The 17723-nt window shown below is 44.1% G+C and carries 19 protein-coding genes; 7 read left to right on the top strand and 12 right to left on the bottom strand.

Annotated elements, in window-relative coordinates; translation table 11 throughout:
• The first annotated feature begins 178 nt into the window (after positions 1-178).
• Together QUF61_RS18280 and QUF61_RS16990 are read left to right on the top strand one after the other, a co-directional pair.
• A complete protein-coding gene (locus tag QUF61_RS18280; RefSeq protein ID WP_407080070.1) occupies positions 179-262 on the top strand; it encodes a DUF4160 domain-containing protein in 84 nt (27 codons plus the stop codon).
• Positions 263-267: 5 nt separating this feature from the next.
• Positions 268-552: a DUF2442 domain-containing protein gene (locus QUF61_RS16990; protein WP_289682781.1), complete on the top strand. Its 285-nt coding sequence runs from the start codon at positions 268-270 to the stop codon at positions 550-552.
• Here QUF61_RS16990 and cas3 read toward each other — a convergent pair.
• Entirely contained in the window at positions 540-3074 is a 2535-nt protein-coding gene (gene cas3, locus QUF61_RS16995) for a CRISPR-associated helicase Cas3' (protein ID WP_289682782.1), read from the bottom strand. The genes QUF61_RS16990 and cas3 overlap by 13 nt on opposite strands.
• Before the next feature lie 346 nt (positions 3075-3420).
• On the opposite strand from cas3, the gene QUF61_RS17000 reads away from it, so the two are divergent.
• Positions 3421-3576, top strand: a complete 156-nt coding sequence (locus QUF61_RS17000; RefSeq protein WP_289682783.1) for an ATP-binding protein — start codon at positions 3421-3423, stop codon at positions 3574-3576.
• On the opposite strand, the gene QUF61_RS17005 is transcribed toward QUF61_RS17000, so the two are convergent.
• Genes QUF61_RS17005 through QUF61_RS17030 form a run of 6 tightly spaced genes read right to left on the bottom strand, consistent with a single transcriptional unit; the run spans position 3573 to position 10200 of the window.
• On the bottom strand, positions 3573-5675 hold the full coding sequence (locus QUF61_RS17005; RefSeq protein ID WP_289682784.1) for a YgiQ family radical SAM protein: 2103 nt from the start codon (positions 5673-5675) through the stop codon (positions 3573-3575). The two genes, QUF61_RS17000 and QUF61_RS17005, sit on opposite strands and share 4 nt — an antisense overlap.
• 2 nt (positions 5676-5677) lie before the next feature.
• On the bottom strand, positions 5678-6049 hold the full coding sequence (gene rbfA, locus QUF61_RS17010) for a 30S ribosome-binding factor RbfA (protein WP_103920083.1): 372 nt from the start codon (positions 6047-6049) through the stop codon (positions 5678-5680).
• 31 nt (positions 6050-6080) lie between these two features.
• Entirely contained in the window at positions 6081-7103 is a 1023-nt protein-coding gene (locus QUF61_RS17015) for a glycosyltransferase family 2 protein (RefSeq protein WP_289682785.1), read from the bottom strand.
• A gap of 10 nt (positions 7104-7113) precedes the next feature.
• The gene (locus QUF61_RS17020) at positions 7114-7917 is read right to left on the bottom strand and encodes a polysaccharide deacetylase family protein (protein ID WP_103920081.1); all 804 of its coding nucleotides are present in this window, start codon (positions 7915-7917) and stop codon (positions 7114-7116) included.
• A 12-nt stretch (positions 7918-7929) separates the two neighbouring features.
• Complete coding sequence (locus QUF61_RS17025; protein WP_289682786.1) at positions 7930-8961, bottom strand: glycosyltransferase family 2 protein; 1032 nt, start codon at positions 8959-8961, stop codon at positions 7930-7932.
• Positions 8962-8973: 12 nt separating this feature from the next.
• Positions 8974-10200, bottom strand: a complete 1227-nt coding sequence (locus tag QUF61_RS17030) for a polysaccharide pyruvyl transferase family protein (RefSeq protein ID WP_289682787.1) — start codon at positions 10198-10200, stop codon at positions 8974-8976.
• Positions 10201-10476: 276 nt separating this feature from the next.
• Between QUF61_RS17030 and QUF61_RS17035 the strand changes: the two genes are divergently transcribed.
• Both QUF61_RS17035 and QUF61_RS17040 read left to right on the top strand, forming a co-directional pair.
• Positions 10477-11397: a glycosyltransferase family 2 protein gene (locus tag QUF61_RS17035; protein ID WP_289682788.1), complete on the top strand. Its 921-nt coding sequence runs from the start codon at positions 10477-10479 to the stop codon at positions 11395-11397.
• Positions 11398-11400: 3 nt separating this feature from the next.
• Positions 11401-12690 (top strand): nucleotide sugar dehydrogenase, encoded by a 1290-nt coding sequence (locus QUF61_RS17040; protein WP_103920077.1) that lies wholly within the window; start codon positions 11401-11403, stop codon positions 12688-12690.
• Between the two features lie 78 nt (positions 12691-12768).
• Here the strand turns inward: QUF61_RS17040 and QUF61_RS17045 are convergent, their stop codons facing one another.
• The 3 genes from QUF61_RS17045 to QUF61_RS17055 form a co-directional block, all read right to left on the bottom strand.
• Entirely contained in the window at positions 12769-13239 is a 471-nt protein-coding gene (locus QUF61_RS17045) for a hypothetical protein (protein WP_289682789.1), read from the bottom strand.
• Between the two features lie 131 nt (positions 13240-13370).
• Positions 13371-13703 (bottom strand): M78 family metallopeptidase domain-containing protein, encoded by a 333-nt coding sequence (locus QUF61_RS17050; protein ID WP_289682790.1) that lies wholly within the window; start codon positions 13701-13703, stop codon positions 13371-13373.
• Positions 13663-13821, bottom strand: coding sequence for a hypothetical protein (locus QUF61_RS17055; protein WP_289682791.1), 159 nt, complete (start codon positions 13819-13821; stop codon positions 13663-13665). The genes QUF61_RS17050 and QUF61_RS17055 overlap by 41 nt, the downstream gene beginning before the upstream one ends.
• A 604-nt stretch (positions 13822-14425) precedes the next feature.
• Between QUF61_RS17055 and QUF61_RS17060 the strand changes: the two genes are divergently transcribed.
• A complete protein-coding gene (locus QUF61_RS17060; RefSeq protein ID WP_289682792.1) occupies positions 14426-15406 on the top strand; it encodes a hypothetical protein in 981 nt (326 codons plus the stop codon).
• Positions 15407-15514: 108 nt separating this feature from the next.
• On the opposite strand, the gene QUF61_RS17065 is transcribed toward QUF61_RS17060, so the two are convergent.
• Both QUF61_RS17065 and QUF61_RS17070 read right to left on the bottom strand, forming a co-directional pair.
• The gene (locus tag QUF61_RS17065; RefSeq protein ID WP_289682793.1) at positions 15515-15673 is read right to left on the bottom strand and encodes a hypothetical protein; all 159 of its coding nucleotides are present in this window, start codon (positions 15671-15673) and stop codon (positions 15515-15517) included.
• A gap of 297 nt (positions 15674-15970) precedes the next feature.
• Complete coding sequence (locus QUF61_RS17070; RefSeq protein WP_289682794.1) at positions 15971-16969, bottom strand: cytochrome-c peroxidase; 999 nt, start codon at positions 16967-16969, stop codon at positions 15971-15973.
• A 285-nt stretch (positions 16970-17254) separates the two neighbouring features.
• Between QUF61_RS17070 and QUF61_RS17075 the strand changes: the two genes are divergently transcribed.
• Complete coding sequence (locus tag QUF61_RS17075; protein ID WP_289682795.1) at positions 17255-17599, top strand: hypothetical protein; 345 nt, start codon at positions 17255-17257, stop codon at positions 17597-17599.
• Positions 17600-17723: the final 124 nt, after the last annotated feature.

The following is a 17723-nucleotide window of genomic DNA, read 5'->3' on the forward strand; positions in this document are numbered from 1 at the left end:
TATATTAAAATACCCCTTTGGGGTGTTAGCGCTAAAACCCATATTTTAAGTTTTACCGTTAAACATTAGAGATAAATCTGTTCGCCTGAAAGGCGAAGGTTTTAACCTTGTGCATGGAAAATAAACCAAGGTTGAACCAATGCCCGCTATATCAATGTTTTATGGGATAATTATCTGAATGTATTTTGCCCCTGGTGAACATTCGCCACCGCATTTTCATGTGTATTACGCAGAATATAGCCTCTCCAATGATGAGGATTAAAGATCATGTATCCATCAGTAAAAACGGTTACACCAAAAGAAGATTATATTTTGTATATCACTTTTAATAACAATGAAAGTGGTATCTTAGATATGAAACCTTACTTAGCGTTTGGAATTTTCAAAAGAATTGAGAATTACAATAACTTTAGAAATGTTCGTGTTGCTTTTGATACGATTGAATGGTCATCGGTGGGCGTTGATCTTGATCCTGAATTTGTCTATCAAAAATGTAAAAAAGTATCCACACACAGCGCATTGGCAGCGGATAAAGGCCATCAATCACATTGATAGCCATAACGCGCATCATAGCTTAATTGGTGTCCTGGCAACGCCGCGCCGCCTGTCAAACGCTTAATTTCTCCCGCATCATCAACTTGTGCCACCCGCAATAAACTTTCACTGGATGCCGGATCACCCAGATAAAAATAATTGCCCAGCCAGTCCAATTCTTTTACCGATAATTTTTCGGGTGCGTGATAATTTACCACCTGTACGCAGTTTTTCAGTAATAAGGCTGCAAGTTCCCGCCATCTGGGTTTATCATAAAATTTCAGGTTTTTTGGCAACAAGTATTTTTCACCATTTAGTAAAGTCACTTCCATGCCCTGCTGCGCAGGCTGACAGGCTTTGATGAGCAAAACCTGAACGCTGTCCTGTTCGCTGTAACGGGTGCTGGCGGTTTCAGGCAGGTTTTGCCCACCTTTGGAGAGTCCTACCAATGCCAGACGCTGCAAGGTTTCACGTTTTTTTTCCAATGTCTGTTGGTATTCAAGCATTTTTCCGGTTTCTTTTCTGGCTTGGTAAGTCGCTTCAATCAGGGGGCGAATGTCCGTGGGTAGTTCGATTTTTTCCAGTGCTTGCCACACTTGCAGACTGCGGCATAAGACATAGGGCGCGTAAACCTTTGCGCTATCACCAAACTGTTGTTTGGCATCGGCAATGGCGGCATCCGGTTCAGGGGTTAATAACCATGCTTCATATGCTGTGTTTGGTGGACGGTAATTGTCTTGGTGCCGCCATAAACGCCCCATGCGTTGCAATAACATATCGGTCGGGCAGAACCGGGATATCAGAAAATCTGCGTCTATATCCAGCGATTGTTCTAAAACCTGGGTGCCAACCAGAATGCGTCCGCGTTGTTTTCTGACTTTGTTTTTGCCTTTGCCATATAAATCCACCCATTTTTTTTCATTTTTCGCCCGGTCACATTTCAAAAAACGTGAATGCAGCAAGCCGTATTCAACATCAATATCAATTGCTGATAATTGCTTGAATACAGCCTGAGCGTTGGCAACGGTGTTTTCTATCCATAATACCTGCTGTCCCGCTTCGGCGCGTTTTAAGGCTTCGTCCAAAGCCTGTACCTGTAGCTGACAGCAACGAATCAAAAGCTGATGACTTGCAGGTGGGGCGGGGGCGATTTCCTGCAAACCAGCCCCATTCGGTGCAACTGAAATTAAGGGGTAATGTTGTGATTTGGCGGTTTGCGCAGTGAGTTTTTGCCGCCTTTGCGCGGTTAAGGTGGCACTTAAAATTATTACCGTACAATGCCATGCCCGTAATGCCCTGACCAGTTCATCCAGTATTGTGCCGGTGTAGGCATCGTAGCTGTGTACTTCATCCAGAATAACCACCTTGCCTGCCAGACCAAAGCTTCTGACAAAACCGTGTTTGACATTCATCACCGCCATCAGCGCCTGGTCAATGGTGCCAACGGCAAACGGCGCGAGTATGCGGCGCTTGCCTGCCTGAAACCAGGAGCCGTTTGGCTGACCTTCTTTCCCCAGTTCCGTTTGTTTTAACCAGGCGTTGCCATGTATCAGTAAAGCATCCCGGTGAGGGCTGTCGGGAGCGAGTATGACATCCAGAAAGGCATTCATGCGCGTATGAATTTTATCTGAAGTCAGTTGCGTTGGCAGCGCAAAATAAATGCCTGTGGCCTGCCCCGTTGCCATGTGTTGATAAGCGGCATATAAGGCGGCCTCAGTCTTGCCGATACCCATCGGCGCTTCCAGCACATAAACACCCGCCTGATTGCTGTTGTTGATTAAGTCTTGCTGGATTGCATTCGGTTCAAAAGGAAAAATTTGTTGGAAACTTAAATTTGGCTGTAATTTGGGCTGAATAAAACCCGCTTCATTCAGTGCAGTGTGAATTAACGGCTGCCAGTCCTTATCCGGTTCGTCAAACAGCGAACCGGAGCCAATCCAGTCGGCAACGCTGGTTAAACCTGCCAGCACGCGCGCCTGCTCATCATTTTTGACTTCAGGAAATTCGCTATTGAACCATTTTTTGAGTGCTTCAATCAGTATTTCACGCTGCTGCTGCCATGCCTTGCCGCCGAAAACTGCGTCATTTGCCAGATTTGAAAGCCGGGGCGCATAACCGTGGTGCTGACCGACAATTTCAGGAATGTATTTGCCAATATTCAATTCCTCTGCAGTTGCCTGACTGACACTGGCATGACCGTCCCAATTTTTTTCCAGTTCGGGATTGGCGGTTTTTAATTCAGGTTTTGAGTTTTTTATATAGCCTTTTGTGCCACGGTAGATTTTTTCCTGGAAAGTGGGACTGATCTTGCCTACATCATGAATCGCAGCAATCAGTTCTGAACCGGGTGGAAACAAGTCCTTGCGCAAGCCTGACGGCATCTGTTGTAGCAGCGCTCTGGCAATTTCACCAACGATCTGACAATGCTCTGTTACCTTGCGACCGGCTTGTTGATCAGCAAAGGTTTTTGCCAGACATTGTGCAAGTGGGAGAGGCTGCAATGGGGTATTACTGGTTTTATTATGGATTTTTCTTCTCATTTTCATCCACGCTTTAGTACAGATAATTAATTTTCCAGGAAGTCAACTTAAATTCCTTAAAAACATGGGAGCCTGTAAATTTTTTCTTGTAAATTTTCTTTTGTAGATTTCGCAGCAGAATTCGCTGAAATACGCGGAATGGATTAATGTTAGTTTCTTTTCTGTATTTTCCGCGTATTCTGTGACAAAAAATAATCGGGGTCTGAATAGTTACCCCACCATTTGTTTCACATCGCCTTGTATCCGTTCACTTCCTCTGGGAACGCTGGCATTCTGCCTGCTCTGGGGCAGGTGGCTTTCAGCCGCCCGTGCCGACTGGAAGTCGGCGCTCCCAGAGGGAGACTGAATGCTTACGATCTTTTTACCTTTTCAACAAATATCCAACCCAATAAACAGTGCTGAAGGTACGGGTCTGGGCTTAACCATCAGTCACCAACTTTTGGTTCTGATGGGCAGTCAGCCTTCTGGCTCACCAGGCAAAGTGTCATTCCAGGATTCTTAAATACGTTTGCCCTGGGTTTTAAAACGCCTGGTTTTATGATGTGTTCCGCGTACTGAGTTTGTCCCTTCTTTTTTTGGTTGCCAACTGGGTACCAGGTGTTTTTTACCATTGCCGATCAGATCAGCGCGTCCCATGCTTTTCAGTGCTTCCCTTAATAAAGGCCAGTTATCCGAATCGTGATAACGTAAAAAGGCTTTATGCAAACGCCGTTGCCGCGCCCCTTTTGCGCTGAGTATCGGTTCACTGTTACGGCTGATCCGTTTCAGCGGGTTTTTACCACCGTGATACATGGCGCTGGCTAATGACATGGGGGAGGGTAAAAAAGCTTGTACCTGATCAGCGCGAAAACCGTGACGTTTCAGCCATAAGGCTAAGTGCATCATGTCTTTGTCTGTGGTACCGGGATGCGCTGCAATAAAATAAGGTATCAGATATTGCTCTTTGCCTGCTTGTTTGGAATATTTGTCAAACATGATTTTGAAGCGGTCAAAGGTCGCAATGCCCGGTTTCATCATTTTTGATAATGGGCCGTCTTCGGTGTGCTCCGGTGCGATTTTAAGATAACCACCAACATGATGGCTGACCAGTTCTTTGACGTATTCCGGGGATTCCACCGCCAGGTCATAACGCAGGCCTGAAGCGATGAGTATGCGTTTAATGCCGGGTAATTGTCTTGCGCGGCGATATAAACGAATCAGGGGATAATGATTGGTTTTCATGTTCTTGCAAATGCCGGGATAAACGCAAGATAAACGGCGACAGGCTGATTCGATTTCCGGGTCTTTGCAATGCAGGTGATACATGTTTGCGGTAGGGCCGCCCAGATCAGAAATTACGCCGGTAAACCCCGGTACTGTATCACGGATGGTTTCAATCTCGCGGATAATGGAATCTTCCGAGCGGTTTTGAATAATACGGCCTTCATGTTCGGTAATGGAACAAAAGGAGCAACCACCAAAACAGCCGCGCATAATGTTAATTGAAAACCGAATCATTTCATAAGCGGGAATATTCGCTTGTTGATAGCTTGGATGTGGGCAGCGGGTGTAGGGTAATTCGTAAATTCGGTCTAAATCTTCGCTGCTTAGCGGAATGGGGGGTGGATTGAGCCAGAGTTCACGGTCGCCGTGTGCCTGAATCAAGGGTCTAGCGTTGCCGGGATTCGATTCCAGATGCAGCAGGCGGGAAGTGTGGGCATATAATACCGGATCATTTTTAACCTGCTCATAAGCGGGCAGACGCACTGCGCTGTGGCTACGTTTTTCCAGTGCTTCCTGGCGTGAAACGAAATGTACAACGGATTCAGCCACGGATGGCGCTTGTGCCGTCTGATTGTGTTGTTGCTGATTGGCGTAGGGGTTGGGATGGGCTGTAACCTTGCCGGGTTTATCGACAGCGGTGGAGTCGATGATTTGCCATTGTGGTGGAATTTTTTTGCAGACAAAGGCCGTGCCGCGTATATCACGTATGTCACGCAGTTGCTCTTTGCGCGCTAAACGGTGTGCAAATTCCACAATGGCGCGCTCGGCATTGCCATAAAATAATAAATCGGCTTTGCTGTCGATTAGAATTGAGCGCCGCACCTTATCTGACCAGTAATCATAATGCGCAATGCGGCGCAGGCTGGCTTCTATACCACCGATAACCAGCGGAATATTGTGGTAAGCTTCACGGCAGCGCTGGCTGTAAACCACCACAGAGCGATCCGGGCGTTTGCCACCTTCGGCATTTGGTGTATAAGCATCGTCACTACGGCGACGACGCTCGGCGGTATAGCGGTTAACCATCGAGTCCATATTACCGGCGGTTACGCCAAAAAACAGATTCGGCGGGCCTAACTTCATGAAGTCTTCGGTATTACGCCAGTCTGGTTGGGTAATAATCCCCACCCGAAAACCCTGTGCTTCCAGTAAGCGTCCAATCAAGGCCATGCCAAAACTGGGGAGGTCGACGTAAGCATCACCCGTGACAATAATAATGTCACAGGAATCCCAGCCCAGGTTTTCCATTTCTTCGCGGGAGGTGGGTAATATTGGCGCTGTGCCAAAACGCTGCGCCCAATAGGGGCGATAGCTGAATATAGAAGGTGCTTGTTCCATTATCAGGATTCAGGTTTTTCGTTTTTATCGCTGACCGACTCAATCAAAGCGCTGAGCTGGTTGCCATATTCGATGGAATAATCATAAATAAACTGCAATTTAGGCGTGGTGCGGATTTGGCGCATACGCTGTGAAAGTAAGTGGCGCAGTGTTTTATCATGAGCATTGAGTGCATCCACGCTCTTTTGTCCTTGTTTTTCATCGCCCAGCACGGTGATATAAACTTTTGCCTGCCTTAAGTCCGGCGAAACGTCAACCGCAGCAATGGTAACAATGCCGCTTGCGGTGTAATCCCGATCCAGTTGTATCAATTGCGCCAATTCACGTTGTATCATTTCGCCAACACGGTGGGCGCGGGTAAATTCTCTTGCCATTTTTCAGTCCATAATTCTTTTCAAAAAAGAATTATACTTTATATACTTCAGGTTTGACCTGATAATTCGATGCCGGGGGCACAGCTTTCCAAAAACCTACCATAAAACCATACGCACATAACAGATAATCAAAAAAGTATAAACCGGTATCATTAATATTCCGCTTGATGACAGCGCGTAATACAAAGACGCATAACATTGCGATCAACCATAAAGCAAAATAAAGCGGTTTGTGCATCAATACGCCTAAAACCAAGGCTACTGCACCTAAAAAATAAATACCGCTAAATAATAATTCACGTTTGTATAAGCCAGTATACTCACCAATAAATGGATTACCCTGCAATAAACGCAATACCTGCCCCAATGCAATATAACGTCCCAGCTTACAGTCCCGCTGAATTTGCCGCCAGGTAATGCCGCTGGGATTTTCCTGGCTGTAAAATTGCGTATGATGAATCGTCATTGGTTCAGGGATACGCTGTAATTCATAACCTGCCGCACTGATACGCAAGCCCAGTTCTAATTCTTCTTCATTGCTCAGATAAGGATTAAAGCCACCCACCTCCGTCAACACATCACGGCGATATAAAACAGATTGTCCCAGATGCCGCACGGCGTGTTTTTTCTCTCCCACCTGGAAACGATCCGGGTCTTCGCTGACAATATCACCTGATTCATTAAAACACACTTCGTGACAACGCCCAGCCAGCGCCGCCAATTGCTTATTGGCCTCCATCATCGGCAGGGCTTTATGAAACCAGTTTTCATCCAGCCACATATCACCATCAAGAAAATAAATATATTGCCCGTCGCTATATTGAAAACCCATATAACGTCCGGCTGACGGAGATAAAAAAGCATCGGCAGGTAATTGCACCACTGTAATGGGATATTGCTTGGCGATATCGACAGTCGTGTCAGTTGAAGCCGAATCGACTAACACAACTTCCGTATCAGGAATGTCAGTAATGGCTTTTAAGACCGATTCAATACCCCGGACAATTTTTTGTGCTTCATTACGGGTAATGAGCACCACGGATAATTTGTGCATACATATTTACTCAACGCCCTTTTATTTTTCGTATCCAGGCATCTGCAACAGGCAGCCAGTCATAAGCACCGGAAATTTTCAAACGAAAAGTCAAGCCTTGTATTTCCGGGTATAAGTCTTCACGATCCCATAAAAAGTCATCACTATGCAGTAAGGGATCAGCGGCATAAACCCGTTGGTAGCCAACTTTTCGCGCTATCTCTAAAACCAGATGATTAAACCGTCCATAAGGGAAGGCTAGTAAATTAATGGGGGTATTAAGTAACTGTTGCAAGTCCTCCCGTGACTGTTGTAATTCTGTGCTTAATGCAGTTTCATCCAGTGCGCTTAAATCCGCGTGGCTGACGCTGTGCGAAGCAATGCGCACCCATTGCCTATCTAATGATTGTAATTGCTGCGGGGTCATAATTGGTAGTTGTGCTGTGGGATGTGAACTGTCTTGCAGCCACGGCGGTGTTTGTCCCAGGCAGCCGGAAGGAATAAATAATACGCAGGGGATTTCCAGCTCCCGTAAAATGGGCAGGGCATGATCAATCAAGCTCACAAATCCATCATCAAAAGTTACCGCAACATATAATTGACCATCATCAGGTAAAACCGCATCGGCAAAAACCGGCGTTGCCAGTTTTTTCAGCATTAACATCTGTTGCTTAAATAAAGCCTGCTGCGTCTGAGTTACTTCGTGATAACACAGGCTTATGCAACGTGCCGGGGTGCGTAACCCCAGCAGTTTTTTCAAGCCCCGCCATAATTTCAGCACAAAGATAAAATACAGCAGTGAAACCCATAGTTGTAATAAAGGATTGGCTAACATATCGAACTCAGTTTAAGCATCATCTGTTTTATACACTTTTATGTTGGGTTGATAAGTATTGGCCTTTGCACTTGGTAACAAAATACCATGAATAAAACCATAAGCACACAATGCATAATCCAGAAAATACAATAAAGTATCATACAGGTGGCGTTTTAATAATAAACGTACTGCGAACAACAGTAACAGGGTTGCACCCCACGCTGTAAACCACAGTGTCTGCTGGGTCAATAATGACGCTACCAGTAATAGGCTGCCTAGTATATATATCAGGACAAAAAACAAACATTTATTGTAACGCTGCAAAAACAAACGACATTTGTCATGTGACCACAGTAAACGCAATATTCGTCCCAATGCAAGATAACGCTGCATTTGCCAGTCCCGGCGAATACCGCGCCAGGTCAGGCCGCTGGGATTTTCATTGCTGTAATACAGCGTGTCATGGGTATTCATGGGGATGTCCAAACGTTCCAGAGTATAACCCGCAGTTTGAATGCGTAATCCCAGTTCCAACTCTTCTTCATTGGCAAGATAAGGGTTAAACGCGCCGGTTTGTTCCAGCACTTTACGTCGGTATAATACCGACCCTCCCAGACTGGGCACGGAAGCTTTTTTATTTTCATGCGCAAAACGATCCGCACGTTGTGTCACCAATACCCCGGCTTCATTAAATACCTGTTCACGGCACTGCCCGGCAATGCCTGCAAGCTGTGGATGTTGCTGTAAATAAGGCACAGCCTGAGTAAACCAGTCTTCATGCAGTTGCATGTCGCCATCCATAAAATAGACATAGTTGCCACAACTGTGCTGAAAACCGATATAACGCCCCGCTGCCGGGGATAAAAAATAATCTGGGTCAAGTTCAATCACGGTAACAGGATAACGGCGCGCAATTGCCACGGTGTCATCCGTAGAGCATGAATCTACCAGGATAATTTGTGCATCTGTGATATGCGACAAGGCTTTTTGCACTGACTCTATGCTCGCCGCTATACCTTTGGCTTCATTATGGGTGATAATCACGACAGATAATTGGCACATAATATTTCCTACTCAATGATTTTTTTTCCAAGCCTGATACGCTTTAGCCAGTTCTATGCCGCTACGTTCAGACATTTCTCTGACAGCAGGCAAGCGCGCTTTTAAGCAGTCTATAATTTCCTGTCTGCGTTCAACCATTTGCTGAAATTTGGTATTCAGGCTTTGCAGACTGACATCCTGAATCGGCAGCACATAATCGGTATGTCCAAAAACATCTTCATTAATGCCTACGGCCTTGACGCTGTAACCAATGCTTAAGGTGGGAACCAGTGAAGACAGGCTGGCAATGGTGGAATGTGTGCGCGCGCCGATAAAATAATCACATTGCGCAATCGCATATTTGATTTCACAGGCGTTATATCCGGGTTGAATGATTTTCACCCGATTTTTTTGCGTAGCATCAAGCTGGTCAACGATAGCCTGACATACCTCAGCATCATTATGTGATGGGGTGATAACATGCGCTATCAGCCAGACTTCCGTGGTTTCATCACTGTCTAGCAATTGTCTGGCAAATGCGGTAAAGCTGTCGATATAATGCTGTTGGGTGGCACCATAACGTGACACCAGAGCACTCATGCCCAAGCCAATAACCTTTTTAGCTGTTGGCTTTTCTACAGCAACTTCGTGCGCAGGCAATAAAAATGCGGGATCGGCAACCCGGCGCAGATTTTCGCTCAGACCTAAGCTGTTTAAATATTCCAGGCTTTTATTTTCCCTAATGCCAATAAGATTGATTTTTTTTAATTGTTTTGCCCAGTGCCGCGCCATTTTTTTATTGTGAAACGGGCCAATGGATGCCGCCCAGATCATAGTAAAAGCCCCCACCTCACGTGCCAAGGCTAATTCTCCAAATACCTCAAGTGGCAAACCATAATCATCTGAAAAAGTATCGCCACCAGTGCTGATAATAATATCCGCTTGTTGATACAGGGGCTTGTATTGCCGCGTATGATACATAGGCTGACCAGGGCAGAGCCTTTGCAATATTTTTGTATTAAACTTGTGTTGCCACCAGCCTGGAGAAAACTTGGATGGTTCATATTGATCGGCTGGATGAATGCGGATTTCAGACAAGTCCTCAGCCAAATTATTTTTATCTGCTGGTGGATTTTCTGAAATAACATCAATGGTTTCAGGATGAAGATGACGCTGAATAATATCGGTGGTAGAACGGAGCAGCGCTTCACAACCTTTATTTAATGAACCACTATGTCCGACAATTAAAATTTTAGGCATAGGTTTTATATTCCTTGTTTTAAATAGATTTGGGTTGGATGGTTTTTATGCTCAACTCCAAAATTCAAGATAGTCATTTTGGAGTTAGCGAATGGAAAGTTATAATGAGACTCAGATTTTATATTAAATTCAGGTTATCATGTTAACAGGAATCCGATATTTACCCGAATTGTTGCTATCAGTGATATCTGTAAACTCCTGATGGGGATATCCTAACTCATGTTTGATTACCGTTTAAACACCCTGTACAAGCTTTTATTGATGAGATAAGTTGATATGAAATCAATTTCTTATGTCCTGATGACCCCCGCCCGTAATGAGGAACAGCATATTGCCGACTTGTTGCAGGCAGTGGTGGCACAAACCCTGCTGCCACAAAAATGGATTATTATCAGTGATGGTTCAACCGACAGAACCGATGACATTATTCAGGACTATGCCCGCCAGCATTCATTTATTCAGTATTTACGTACAGAACCTGACAGCAGCCGCAATTTTGCATCCAAAGTCTACGCCTTGCAAAAAGCCTGGGTTTTGCTGGAACCATTAAATTATGATTTTATTGGCAACCTTGACGCGGATGTCATGCCAGAGCCAAATTATTTTGAAAATTTATTGGCTTATTTTCACCGAAACCCACAATTAGGCATAGGTGGTGGCGTGATTGTTGAAGATCATGATGGTAACTGGTTGCCGCAATATAATGCCAGCAGCTTAAATGTTGCCGGTGCCGTGCAGTTATTTCGCCGCAGTTGCTTTGAACAAATCGGTGGTTATCAGCCTTTGCCTTGCGGCGGGGTGGATGCGTTTGCTGATTTGCTTGCCAGAATGCATGGCTGGCAGGTACGCTCTTTTACCGATTTAACCGTGAAGCACCATCGCATTACCGGCACAGAAGCCCGTAGTTTGTTAGCAGCGCGGATGGGGGAAGGACGCCTGGAATACGCTTTTGGCTATCACCCTTTATTTGAAATGGCAAAATTACTGGCACGTATTGCTGAAAAACCGCGTGTTATCGGTGGTTTAGCACGGCTTTGGGGTTTCATGCGCGCCTGGTGGGGAGCAGAGCAAATTGTCATTTCCTCAGATGCGGTGGCTTGGTTGCGCCGTGAACAACTTTCCCGTTTATTTCCATTTATTTCTGCACCGGAACCCAAAAAACCGGTGTCTCATTCTTCAGCCCCGGAGGCCTCTTAAAAAATGCATCAACGTATTATTGCCGTAATTGGTCTGGGTTATGTCGGATTGCCTGCCGCTGTCGCTTTTGCAAAACATGGTCAGGTGATTGGTTTTGATAAAAACCCACACCGTATTGCCGAATTAAAACAAGGTTTGGATCGTACCGAAGAAGTTGATAGCGCGGCGCTGCAAGCTGTTGCATCACAGTTATTGCTCACGACCGATGATTTGGATCTAAAGCAAGCCAATTTTTTCATCATTGCTGTACCCACCCCCATTCACGCCGATAAAAAACCGGATTTGATGCCGGTATTACGCGCTTCACAAAGCATAGGCGCGCAATTAAGCCCCGGTGATATTGTCGTTTATGAATCTACTGTCTATCCGGGCGCAACGGAAGAAGTCTGTGTGCCTGTATTGGAGCGGCAATCCGGTTTAGTCTGTGGTCGGGATTTTTCAGTGGGTTATTCGCCAGAGCGTATTAACCCCGGTGATAAAGAACATGGTTTTACCAATACCATTAAAGTGGTTTCCGGGCTGGATGCAACAACCCTGGACGTTGTTGCCGATGTTTATGAATCAGTAGTCACCGCAGGTGTGCATAGAGCCAGCAGCATTCGTGTTGCAGAAGCCTCAAAAGTCATCGAAAATACGCAGCGAGATATGAATATCGCCGTGATTAACGAGTTATCCAAAATTTTTGACCGCCTGGATATTGATACTCATGACGTACTGGCTGCTGCGGGTAGTAAATGGAATTTTCTGCCATTTACGCCGGGATTAGTCGGCGGACACTGTATTGGCGTTGACCCTTATTATCTGATCGATAAAGCACAGCGCGTGGGTTATGTTGCGGATTTACTCGGTGCAGGGCGTTTGATTAATGAAAGTATGGGTGATTTTATCGCCCACCGCGCCATTGACCAACTGGTACGCAGCGGCTGTATTATTTCAGAGAGTCGCATCACCATACTCGGTTTATCTTTTAAGGAAAATGTCCCGGATTTGCGCAATACGCGCGTAGTGGATATTATCCAGGCCTTACAGCAACAGGGCGTTACCGTGCAGATTCACGATCCCCATGTGGATACCGAAGAAGCACGCATTGAGCATCAACTGGAATTATGTGCTGAAACTGCGCTGAAACCTGCTGACTGCGTCATTCTTGCAGTCACCCATCAGTTCTATCTGGAAAAAGGCTGGGATTGGATTTTACAACTGTTGGACAAGCAACGAGGCGTGGTTATGGATGTCAAAGGTGCCTTGCCCCGGGAAGAAAAACCGGATTCAATTTTATTGTGGCGTTTATAGATTTTGTAACTGATGTTACGCAATCACCATTTTTTGCACAAATATAGGGTTTGGCAAGGACACTAATGGAAATATATGTTATTGATATAACAACCGGGCAGCACTTTGACCCTTAAACCATTTACGCCCCTGCCGCCCGCTTTCCTCCAGCAAATGCTGGAGAATGCCAACAACCTTATAAAAATGCCTGCCATAATGCTGCACGCCATCTACCCAGTTATTTTGCTTGATTTCCAGGCGTTGCAGGACAGGCTGAATGTGCGCGGGAATAGCACCGCGTTTACCATCACGAATACAACGCCCGATCCAATTCACCAATTCAAAGTATTCTTCCTGGCTGATGGGCAGGCAGACATGCTTGCTCTGTGTGGCTTGTGGTTTCCCGGTTTTTTTAGTCTCAGTAAAAGGTAAAAGCCATTGGCTTTGTGACTCTGATTTTGAGACTGATTTTTTTTGAGTCTCCACTCTTGCTGCAAAAGAAGTAAATTCGGAATCTTCCGGGGTTTGCGCAATGGCAGCCCGTACCGGGTTGAGGTCAACGTAGGCCATGCAGCTAATCAAAGCGGCATCATCCAATAAAGCCTGAGACTTAAAACGCCCCTCCCAGAAGCGTCCGGTACACTTATCTTCCTTGTTGGCCTGGCGTGCAACCGGCTCGTTCAGTCAGTGCATAAACCAACTTAAATCTGCCAAATGTTCCCGCCACAAGGCCACTTTTTCCTCATCCGCCACCAGCCGTGTAAAATAACTGAAAACTCTGGAAAAGTCCGTAAGTCATTGATTTTAGGTGGCACATATCCGCATAAGCCATTGATTTTATTAGAGGCAAAAAAGTTCTTCGGAGTTTTCAGAAAATAAGCACTTATTACTTCATCATCAAGCTGATTATCCTCACTTTCTTTCAATGCCTGCGAGGGAAGCAAGCTACACCAACGCTCAACGACCTCTTCGGCATCCCAGCTCAAACTGCGTTCATAATCTACATGCAGCACCAGATGGTAATGATTGCTCATAATTACAGCCACTTTGCTTACCAATACCACATAAAAAAGCACGGCACACGGCACGGCTGACACAGTGATAATGACCGTTGGCGTGTTTGCTGATTTGTGCTTTACGTGGGGTGGGCATGGCTTATCCCTCTTTGGAGTCAGGTTTTAGGACAGGATAATAGAAATAGTGTTTTTTTCAAATTTAAGTGGGAAATTTAAGTGGGTATCTCCAAATTTCCTCTCCAAATTTCCTCTCTCCAAATTTCTCTCCAAATTTCTCTCCAAATTTTGCCGCTCTTCAATTTTTTGTTCAATTTTTGGTCTTAATTTTCGTTGTTAATTTTGGTCTTATTTAACAAAATAGAAACATCTTGATTCTAACTAGCAATAAAAAACCATTAAAAACATAACTTTACATATTGCTATCAAGCACATACAATAATCAATAAATTATCTTATAAGGATAGTCAAGTAAGTGCTTATAATTTTGATGGGAGCATCGCTATGGTAAATGCTAAAAAAAAATATTTTATATGGGTGTATTCAATTTCTTGGTGAAAATATGTCACCATGCAACTGCTTTTCTTTTTATTCCCATTATCCTTACAATTCTGGCTCCAGTTTTTTTGTTTTTATTGCTTATTCCAAAGTTCACCTCACAACTAGATACAGAAGTTTAGAAAATTATCAGTTATCCGCCTTACAGGTTGATATAATCATTTAAATAATATTGAGAAAAAATCATGCGTTTATTTAAGTATATTTGGCAAATTAGCCTAGTCCTTATTTTATTACTATCAGTTTCACTAAATATTTCAATGTTTGTTGGTGGAACAATTTATTCAGCAGCCTCATCAGCTTTTGAAGCTCTTACAGGAATGAGTACAATTGCCTCCAAGCATACAAGTGAAATTTCCAATATGCGCACTAATTTAGCTAATGAAAAAAAGTTAAATCATAAACTAAAAGGTGATGTAGCTAATCTATCTGATAATATAATCTCTGAGAGAAAATCTAAAGAAAAATTAAAAGGAAAAGTTTCAGATATATCTTCTGATTTAGCAGCAGAAAGAACAGCAAAAAGAAAGTTAAAGGGGAAAATAGCAGGCTTATCAAGTGATCTTGAAGTAGAGCGTATTTCATTGAAGAAAACAAAGAAAAAATTAGCTAATTCAAGTTTAATTAAATTTAGAGGAAAGAAGGTGGCGGTAACTGATGCCATTGATATGACAGCTAAAAAGGTATCAAGGCGTGTTGTTAAAACTTCTATACGAAAAGTAGGAGCAATGGCTGGCGAAGCACTCCCCTATGTTGGAGCTGCTGTAATTGTAAGCATAACAGCAATAGAATTAAAAGATCTTTGTGACACAATAAAAGATATGAATGAACTGAAACGTGCTTTTAACCCAGAACTTACACCAGGGAAAGATGAAACGACTGTTTGCTCTATGAAAGTTCCATCAAAAGAAGAACTATGGGAATTAGCCAAATCCTCCCCTGAAAAAGCTTTGCTAATTGCAAGGGAATCAATCCCCACCTTGGAAGAAATAAAAAACTATAAACTACCTGATATTGATTGGACTGGTACATTTAATACCACTATTGAAACTACTGGAAATGCACTAACCTCAGCAAAAGAAGGTATAGGATCTGCTGTTAGCTCTACAACAGAAGCAGCAGGAGGATTATGGGATTCCGCAAAAAAATGGTACGATGAGGAATAAACAAAAATGAAGAAAGCCATTTAAAATATTCCCAACAAAAATGAAGACAGCCATTTAAAATATTCCCAACGCTTAACAACCTCTTCGGCATTCCAGTTCAAACTATGTTCATAATCTACATGCAGCACCAGATGGTAATGATTGCTCATAATTACAGCCACTTTGCTTATCAATACCACATAAAAAAGCACGGCGCACGGCACGGCTGACACAGTGATAATGACCGTTGGCGTGTTTGCTGATTTGTGCTTTACGTGGGGTGAGCATGGCTTATCCCTCTTTGGAGTCAGGTTTTAGGAGTGAGTGCCTTCAATTTCTTCTTGCTGCGCCTTGCTCTGTCTTCGCTCATGACGGTTTACCAACAGCTTCTGATGTCTGTCTGACAAGGAAGAATGGGAAGCCACCTGGATTGTCAGCCACCGTTGGTTGTAGCATTTGGTGGCTTTTTAGGTGCGGATTGCATCCCGGATGGTGAGGGGGGGCGGGTTAGATACCCGCCTTAACTCATCATTATAGGCACTGTGGAGCGGATCAGCACCTATAACAACAGCTTCTGATGCGTAATCAGCCGCGATCAGGTTTTGGGGTTTTGTTGGTTGAAGGCGGTAATACTGGATAGCTGATTTGTGGTTGCTTGCCAGTCAGCGCTTTTAAGAAAACCACAATTTTATTGGTTTCTTCATCGCTTAATTTCAGGCCCAGCTGATATTCACCCATCATTTTCACAGCTTCTGCCAGATCCCAAGTGCTGGCATCGTGGAAATAAGGCGCGGTCAGCTCAATATTACGCAGCAATGGCACTTTAAAGAAATATTTATCCGCATCTTTGCCAGTTACGCCATAACGCCCCAGAGTTTTGGTATCAGTATAAGGTTTTACCGTGCCCATTTTCTGATACATGGTACCGCCGACACCCGTACCATTATGGCAAGCAATGCAACCTTTGTTCTTAAACAAGTCATAACCCGCTTTTGCTTCTTCGCTTAATGCCGCATCATCACCTTTTAACCATAAATCAAAGGGGCTGTCAGGTGTGACCAGGGTCTCTTCAAAGCTTGCAATCGCATCAGTCACGCGATCCATATTAACTTTTTTATCACCATAAACTGCTTTGAACTCAGCGATATAAGCGGGAATGGAAGATAAAACATCAACCGCGATTTCATGGGTAGAAGCCATTTCACCAGGGTTGGCAATCGGGCCACCAGCCTGTTCTTTTAAGTCTTTGGCGCGACCATCCCAAAATTGTGCCAGATTAAACCGGGCATTGAGCACGGTTGGCGAATTAATCGGGCCTAACTGCCATTTGTGACCAATGGAACTGGGCAGGTTATCTGCGCCACCAGTGGATAAATTATGGCAGGAGTTACAGCTGAGAAAACCGGATTTGGATAAACGGGGATCAAAAAATAATTTTTTACCCAGTTCCACTTTAGGTGCGTCAACTTTATCTTGTACTGGAATAGGGGTAATGGGTTCATTACGCGCTGCTTCTGCAATGCTTAATTGTCCACCCAGGCCGATAGCGCAAGCAAGAGATGTTACAAGTATTGTTTTCTTCATCGTTTAACCCTTTGAGAAGTTGAGTGAATACAATGTATTGTATATTAATTTATAATTAAATTCAAAAATTATGTAACGAATTGTTTTTTAAGAAAATTAATATCAACTCTTATTTTGGACTTTGGACAAAGCATTCACCTCCTACCTGGGGTGACGAAAATGTCCTAATTTAAGTGGAATCAGCAGACTCAAAATAGTAATATTTTGTTCCGCAGCCACGGAGTGACAAATGTGCCTAAAACATTCAGAACCAGATGCAAAAGTCCATTACACAAAGTACTCAATATGCTTGAACGTGGGCGTGACAATTGGAAAACAAAATACTGTGAAGCAAAACTGCAAATCAAGTATTTGAAAAATAAGCTGCGTCGAATCGAACAAAGTCAGCAGAACTGGAAGCAAAAAGCGCAAGCTTCGGCGGTGGAGGTCAAATATTTACAAGCAGCTATTGAGCAGCATAAACAGCGGGAGGAAGGCGATAAAAAAAACAGAGTTGCCAGTCCAAAATCAAATGCTAATCGAAAAAGCAGCAAATCATACGTACTCAATAGGTCATGCGTTGTTGTTTCTCAACCTCGTTTTGACTGGCGTAAATGGTTTGCGCATAGCGTCAAGAAGCTTAACAGTTAGGGCAATCGCATCAAATTTACTGCATAGTCAATATCTTAAATAGATAGTCTTGATCAAGAGCAGCTTTAAGTCGTTTATTAGCAATACCCGTTTTATGAGAAGAATCCTGCTTAAGTAAACTCAA

This window comes from Candidatus Venteria ishoeyi (assembly GCF_030378065.1).
In the GTDB taxonomy this organism is placed as follows: Bacteria; Pseudomonadota; Gammaproteobacteria; order Beggiatoales; family Beggiatoaceae; genus Venteria; species Venteria ishoeyi.

Coding starts and splice junctions, on each gene's coding strand:
- QUF61_RS18280 (WP_407080070.1), top strand. CDS start 179: ATGTATTTTGCCCCTGGTGAACATTCGCCACCGCATTTTCATGTGTAT.
- QUF61_RS16990 (WP_289682781.1), top strand. CDS start 268: ATGTATCCATCAGTAAAAACGGTTACACCAAAAGAAGATTATATTTTG.
- cas3 (WP_289682782.1), bottom strand. CDS start 3,074: ATGAGAAGAAAAATCCATAATAAAACCAGTAATACCCCATTGCAGCCT.
- QUF61_RS17000 (WP_289682783.1), top strand. CDS start 3,421: ATGCTTACGATCTTTTTACCTTTTCAACAAATATCCAACCCAATAAAC.
- QUF61_RS17005 (WP_289682784.1), bottom strand. CDS start 5,675: ATGGAACAAGCACCTTCTATATTCAGCTATCGCCCCTATTGGGCGCAG.
- rbfA (WP_103920083.1), bottom strand. CDS start 6,049: ATGGCAAGAGAATTTACCCGCGCCCACCGTGTTGGCGAAATGATACAA.
- QUF61_RS17015 (WP_289682785.1), bottom strand. CDS start 7,103: ATGCACAAATTATCCGTGGTGCTCATTACCCGTAATGAAGCACAAAAA.
- QUF61_RS17020 (WP_103920081.1), bottom strand. CDS start 7,917: ATGTTAGCCAATCCTTTATTACAACTATGGGTTTCACTGCTGTATTTT.
- QUF61_RS17025 (WP_289682786.1), bottom strand. CDS start 8,961: ATGTGCCAATTATCTGTCGTGATTATCACCCATAATGAAGCCAAAGGT.
- QUF61_RS17030 (WP_289682787.1), bottom strand. CDS start 10,200: ATGCCTAAAATTTTAATTGTCGGACATAGTGGTTCATTAAATAAAGGT.
- QUF61_RS17035 (WP_289682788.1), top strand. CDS start 10,477: ATGAAATCAATTTCTTATGTCCTGATGACCCCCGCCCGTAATGAGGAA.
- QUF61_RS17040 (WP_103920077.1), top strand. CDS start 11,401: ATGCATCAACGTATTATTGCCGTAATTGGTCTGGGTTATGTCGGATTG.
- QUF61_RS17045 (WP_289682789.1), bottom strand. CDS start 13,239: ATGGCCTACGTTGACCTCAACCCGGTACGGGCTGCCATTGCGCAAACC.
- QUF61_RS17050 (WP_289682790.1), bottom strand. CDS start 13,703: ATGAGCAATCATTACCATCTGGTGCTGCATGTAGATTATGAACGCAGT.
- QUF61_RS17055 (WP_289682791.1), bottom strand. CDS start 13,821: ATGCCCACCCCACGTAAAGCACAAATCAGCAAACACGCCAACGGTCAT.
- QUF61_RS17060 (WP_289682792.1), top strand. CDS start 14,426: ATGCGTTTATTTAAGTATATTTGGCAAATTAGCCTAGTCCTTATTTTA.
- QUF61_RS17065 (WP_289682793.1), bottom strand. CDS start 15,673: ATGCTCACCCCACGTAAAGCACAAATCAGCAAACACGCCAACGGTCAT.
- QUF61_RS17070 (WP_289682794.1), bottom strand. CDS start 16,969: ATGAAGAAAACAATACTTGTAACATCTCTTGCTTGCGCTATCGGCCTG.
- QUF61_RS17075 (WP_289682795.1), top strand. CDS start 17,255: ATGCTTGAACGTGGGCGTGACAATTGGAAAACAAAATACTGTGAAGCA.